The sequence below is a fragment of the Vibrio sp. 1167 genome (genome assembly GCF_033340375.1).
In the GTDB taxonomy this organism is placed as follows: domain Bacteria; phylum Pseudomonadota; class Gammaproteobacteria; order Enterobacterales; family Vibrionaceae; genus Vibrio; species Vibrio alginolyticus.
Genome location: NZ_JAWOWK010000034.1, coordinates 1 through 4438, shown reverse-complemented (window position 1 = coordinate 4438; position 4438 = coordinate 1). Strand labels below are relative to the sequence as shown.

9 protein-coding genes are annotated in these 4438 nt (G+C 42.2%); 7 read left to right on the top strand and 2 right to left on the bottom strand.

The window, feature by feature from the left end:
• Positions 1–330: hypothetical protein (locus R7Z78_RS24090; RefSeq protein WP_212733951.1), on the bottom strand; the 330-nt coding region annotated here is incomplete at its 3' end.
• 589 nt (positions 331–919) lie between these two features.
• On the opposite strand from R7Z78_RS24090, the gene R7Z78_RS24085 reads away from it, so the two are divergent.
• From R7Z78_RS24085 to R7Z78_RS24065, 6 genes are all read left to right on the top strand, one after another.
• Complete coding sequence (locus tag R7Z78_RS24085) at positions 920–1261, top strand: MobC family plasmid mobilization relaxosome protein (RefSeq protein WP_025607773.1); 342 nt, start codon at positions 920–922, stop codon at positions 1259–1261.
• A 687-nt stretch (positions 1262–1948) separates the two neighbouring features.
• Positions 1949–2416, top strand: a complete 468-nt coding sequence (locus R7Z78_RS25080; RefSeq protein WP_203506492.1) for an MbeB family mobilization protein — start codon at positions 1949–1951, stop codon at positions 2414–2416.
• Entirely contained in the window at positions 2417–2650 is a 234-nt protein-coding gene (locus tag R7Z78_RS25075) for an MbeD/MobD family mobilization/exclusion protein (protein WP_169567099.1), read from the top strand.
• Positions 2651–2711: 61 nt separating this feature from the next.
• Positions 2712–3104, top strand: a complete 393-nt coding sequence (locus R7Z78_RS24075) for a type II toxin-antitoxin system RelE/ParE family toxin (RefSeq protein ID WP_224723981.1) — start codon at positions 2712–2714, stop codon at positions 3102–3104.
• Positions 3094–3381, top strand: coding sequence for a NadS family protein (nadS, locus tag R7Z78_RS24070; RefSeq protein ID WP_029946694.1), 288 nt, complete (start codon positions 3094–3096; stop codon positions 3379–3381). Before R7Z78_RS24075 ends, nadS begins: the two co-directional genes overlap by 11 nt.
• A gap of 16 nt (positions 3382–3397) precedes the next feature.
• Positions 3398–3568 (top strand): hypothetical protein, encoded by a 171-nt coding sequence (locus R7Z78_RS24065; RefSeq protein WP_005398424.1) that lies wholly within the window; start codon positions 3398–3400, stop codon positions 3566–3568.
• A gap of 234 nt (positions 3569–3802) precedes the next feature.
• Here the strand turns inward: R7Z78_RS24065 and R7Z78_RS24060 are convergent, their stop codons facing one another.
• Positions 3803–4018, bottom strand: a complete 216-nt coding sequence (locus R7Z78_RS24060; RefSeq protein WP_031819061.1) for a hypothetical protein — start codon at positions 4016–4018, stop codon at positions 3803–3805.
• Positions 4019–4176: 158 nt separating this feature from the next.
• Here R7Z78_RS24060 and R7Z78_RS24055 point away from each other — a divergent pair, with 158 nt between their 5' ends.
• Positions 4177–4425: a hypothetical protein gene (locus R7Z78_RS24055; protein WP_005398517.1), complete on the top strand. Its 249-nt coding sequence runs from the start codon at positions 4177–4179 to the stop codon at positions 4423–4425.
• Positions 4426–4438 lie beyond the last annotated feature (13 nt).

Genomic DNA, 4438 nt, shown 5'->3' with positions numbered 1-4438 from the left:
AAATAATTTTAGTCGATTGCTGATAGAGTGGGACTGCTTTGGTTTAAAAGAAAGTAATGAGTAATTTAACGTAACACTCGTTGTGCGAACTGAACGATAGAACGCAAAAGGTTGCCCAAACCGGCGACCTTTTTTACATCTGGCAGATACGAAAAACGCCTCCCAATGGGAGGCGTTTTTCTTGAGGACGTTCATTACCTTAGAAAAGGATCGTTGAGATCCCAGCTCTTTGGTTGTAATCTCAATCCCCAGATGTGACAAAACCGACCCTGCAAGGTCGGCTTTGATCGGAATACTTACCGGTTTGACGGCCTGTGTAAGTCCTTTCATGATAGCCCATATCGTTTAAGCACTTCAAGTATTCCTGCACTCTGTTTGGACTCAAGATGTTTTGGACAGAGCGATGCGCATCAGCCACCGACCAAGGGAAGTTCCAAAGGTGGCAGGTAAAGGCACTAATCAAAACTTGCGAAAGCACGATAAAACCGCTCTCTTGTAGCTGCTAGAGGGAGAACTGCGGAAAAGGAATAATTGATTAGTGTTGTGAGACTGGAATGGGGGCGTAAAGCCTTACTCACAGCGCAGGGCAGCCCGAAAGGGAAGAGACTTACCCAATCTGAAAGCGACCAAAAAGATACCCAAATCACTCATAAATTTGAGTTGAAATGGGTAGGGGTCGGCGCAGCCGAAAGGGTGGTTTGCGCTAGCTTGGCTAGCCTCCTCTTTGCTCTTACTGTCATTGTTTGATACTTCATGATTTCCCTTATTTGCATTTCTTTATCTTACTTTCTATCTTTTGTTAAGCACATAAGCAAGGCTACACAAAGACCCCTCCACTTCGTTACGTTGTCATTGTGTCTTGTAAGGGACGCTACGCTCCCTTAACCCTAGTTAAAAGCACTCAAACTAAAGAATTGCCATGACTGAAAAGAAGAAAGTAATACGAGAAAAGTCCATCAAGATCAGAGTCACTGAGACTGAACTTCAAGCTCTGAAAGATCGGTGTGATGGTGCGGAATTAGCTCCTTGGGTGAGAGAGACTTGTCTTGGGGAACGGACTCTTAAAAGAGCCAATGTTCCTAAAGTAGACCCCGCATTATTGCGCCAGTTATCTGGACTTGGAAATAACTTGAATCAGATCACTAGAGTAGTGAATACCCAGAATTATGATGTCGTGAATGTGGTTCAAGTATTGGCTCAACTTTCAGCAATCGAGCGTCAGCTTGGGCAAATAATGGCACAGTATGAGATCTCAGTATGATTGTTCAGTTCGCTCGTAGAGGTAAGGGCGTTGGGAGTGGCCCTGTTGATTATCTCTTAGGGAAAGATAGAAATCGGGAGAGGGCGACACTCAATCAAGGCGATCCTGATTTAGTTCAATCACTCATTGATTCGAGTCCTTACGCCAAAAAGTACACATCGGGCTTTCTCTGTTTTGCTGAAACGGACTTATCACAAGAGATTAAAGATCGCCTCATGGCTGATTTTGAAAAGGCTTTGTTACCAGGCTTAGACAAAGACCAATACTCCATTCTTTGGGTAGAGCATCTTGATAAAGGGCGGTTAGAGCTGAATTTTGTTATTCCAAATATTGAGCTTCATTCTGGCAAGCGACTTCAACCTTACTACCACTTTGCAGACAATCCTCGTATCGATGCGTGGCGCACCATTAAGAATCTTGAACTAGGGCTTCATGACCCAGATGACCCTGCTAATCAGCAAGGCTTGGTGAGTGCTAAAGACACTCCATCCGATGCAAAAGAGATTCAGCAACTTCTTACCGATGGTCTACTTAATCTTGCTCAATCAGGCGCGATCCGTAGTCGAAAAGGGTTAATTGGTGCGCTTGAAAGCAAAGGATTTGAGATTGCCAGAGTGACAGCTAAAAGCATCAGCATTAAGAATCCCGAAAGTGGGAAACGAAACATAAGATTAAAAGGTTTGTTGTATGAGCAAGATTTTGAATATGGCGAGGGACTTCAATTCGCAATCGAAGAAGCAAGCCAACGCTATCGAGCAAACGCTAAAGAAAGACTTCGAGAGGCACGAACAACGTATTCAAGATGCGTTGAAATCAAGCGAGCAGAAAATCATAAACGACATCCAAGAGCAGCAATCACGTTTGAATCTCTTGGTGATGAAAACATGGATTTGGTTGCCAGTGACCCTGTTATTTTTGGTGATCGTCAGTTACGGGATCGCTTGGTATCAAGGGCAGACGATATTAGACAATCAGAAAAAGATAGCCCGCCAAAAAGCGATCCTAGAGCAGTTCCAGAACAAGACTTGGGGGCTTTCTCTGTACGAGAGCCAGAAAGGGGAACGTTTTATTGTGATACCAGAGGGTTACTCGATTCTGGAGGGGTGGACAATGAACGATGGCAAGAACGAGCTGATCAAGTTGGAGAGGAAATAAATGACCGAGCTAGAGAAACAACTTTTGCACGCCTTCGAGGTTTTAGAGAGGCAGCACAAGGAGCAGCACAGCGAGTTCGTGAAGCTCTACAAGGATTTAGAGAAAAGATTCGAGCAGAGCAGCGAGGAGAACCAACGCTTACAGAGCAGTGTGAGCAGCTTGACCATGCAAGTAAACAACTTGACGCAGCAGCTCCAGTCGTTGGAAAAGCAATACAGCAAGAGCAGTCGTTAGCACGACAAAATCGCAGAGGTCGAGGTTTCGGATTTAATCGTTAATACATTTGAAAATACGCTTGCCAGGAGTACAATGTACTCCTATTCTTTTGGGAGAGGATCGGGTTATTAGCTACGCATTAGAGTTTATTGAAACGCCATTGTTTGAATCTCAGCGAAAAGAGATGCTCACGGATGAAGAGTTTCGAGCGTTGCAGTCAGACATCATCAAAAACCCAGAAATGGGATCGTTGATTGTCGGAACGGGAGGGCTAAGAAAAGTTCGCCTTGCTGGAGAATCGACAGGTAAGAGTGGTGGTTATCGAACGATTTACTTACTGATCCAACCTGATGTTGTCTATTTGGTGTTGCTGTACAAGAAAGGGAGAAAGGACTCTTTAACTCAGAAAGAGAAGAATCTCCTTAAAGAAGTGTCGAGGTCGATTAAGAGAGAGTATGACAATGAGCAATAGTATTTTTGATGAACTTTATACATCGATGAAGCAAGCCGAAGCGATTGCAAAAGGAGAGCAGACTCCTGCGAATGTCACTCGTTATGAGATTGCCGATGTTAAAGCGATCCGAGCACAACTGGATGTCAGCCAAAAAGAGTTGGCACAAGCGATGGATGTGAGTATTGATACCGTGAAAAGTTGGGAGCAAGGACGGAGAAATCCGACAGGTTTAGCAAGCAAAGTCCTAACTCTACTCTCTAAAGAGCCAGAGCTTTATGCGAAGTTTTCAGTTTAAAGATTAAGAGGTGTCTATGAGTGCAGCTGTTACTTTTGAGCAATTCTGTCAGCGTTACGAGTACGATCCGAGAAGTTCGTTATCTCGATTTGAATATGAGAAGTACAAAGAGAAGAAGTACAAAGAGAACTTAGAGATAGCTAACGAGCTGATCACCAAAGATGCCATCGATAAGATGAAAACATAGAAAAAACGCCCTTAGAGGGCGTTTTTTGTTTCAATCGAACTGCGAACTTTTTGTCCTGTAAATCGCTCTGAAAGCGTCACAAACTTACAGCCCGATTTCTGGCTAATTAGGTAAGGATAAGTGCTTAAAAACGCTCCAGGAGCGTTTTGAGAGCGTCAGATTGGCGTTTTGAGATGCTAAGTCGGCTATTTAACGTAATAGGAATAATAATCACCACCACAACGTTATGTTGCTTTAAATTATGAGCTTCTTTGCTTCGATTTGAAGCCATTCAAATGTGTTTTTGGGCTCTCCATGCATTTCCATTTGATGCCAAAGTTTTTCAAATGACAAAATAGTGACTTGTAGAGCAACTTCTTCATTTCCAATTTCCATTGTTAAATTTTCGAGAAGTTTAATCGTATGAGCATCTACTAAAGTGTCGTATTTTTTTATTTTACACAAAGCCATAACGCAATACTCACAAAGTGTTGATATGCATGTAACTTTATAATAGTGCTCAATTGCGTATATAGTGGTTTTTTTTGGCCTAAGTCTATTAAGAACGTTCAATTGCTCACACAAACCTAGTCTTAAATATGATGTGTATGAGATAAATGGGATAAAGCGTGAAACTAAAAATTTATTTTAAAACATCGAATAACAAAGGCTTTGAAATCGCATCATATCAAGAACATTACGAGACAATTGTTGCTCAATGGCTTTCGTTAGGTCGTACACTAGAATCGAGTTCTTTTTTCCTTGTGCTGTACGATGATGATGGTAAGTGTGTAGATGCCAAATATCTTTCAAAAAATAATTTTAGTCGATTGCTGATAGAGTGGGACTGCTTTGGTTTAAAAGAAAGTAATGAGTAATTTAACGTAACAC

Coding starts and splice junctions, on each gene's coding strand:
- R7Z78_RS24085 (WP_025607773.1), top strand. CDS start 920: ATGACTGAAAAGAAGAAAGTAATACGAGAAAAGTCCATCAAGATCAGA.
- R7Z78_RS25080 (WP_203506492.1), top strand. CDS start 1,949: ATGAGCAAGATTTTGAATATGGCGAGGGACTTCAATTCGCAATCGAAG.
- R7Z78_RS25075 (WP_169567099.1), top strand. CDS start 2,417: ATGACCGAGCTAGAGAAACAACTTTTGCACGCCTTCGAGGTTTTAGAG.
- nadS (WP_029946694.1), top strand. CDS start 3,094: ATGAGCAATAGTATTTTTGATGAACTTTATACATCGATGAAGCAAGCC.
- R7Z78_RS24065 (WP_005398424.1), top strand. CDS start 3,398: ATGAGTGCAGCTGTTACTTTTGAGCAATTCTGTCAGCGTTACGAGTAC.
- R7Z78_RS24060 (WP_031819061.1), bottom strand. CDS start 4,018: ATGGCTTTGTGTAAAATAAAAAAATACGACACTTTAGTAGATGCTCAT.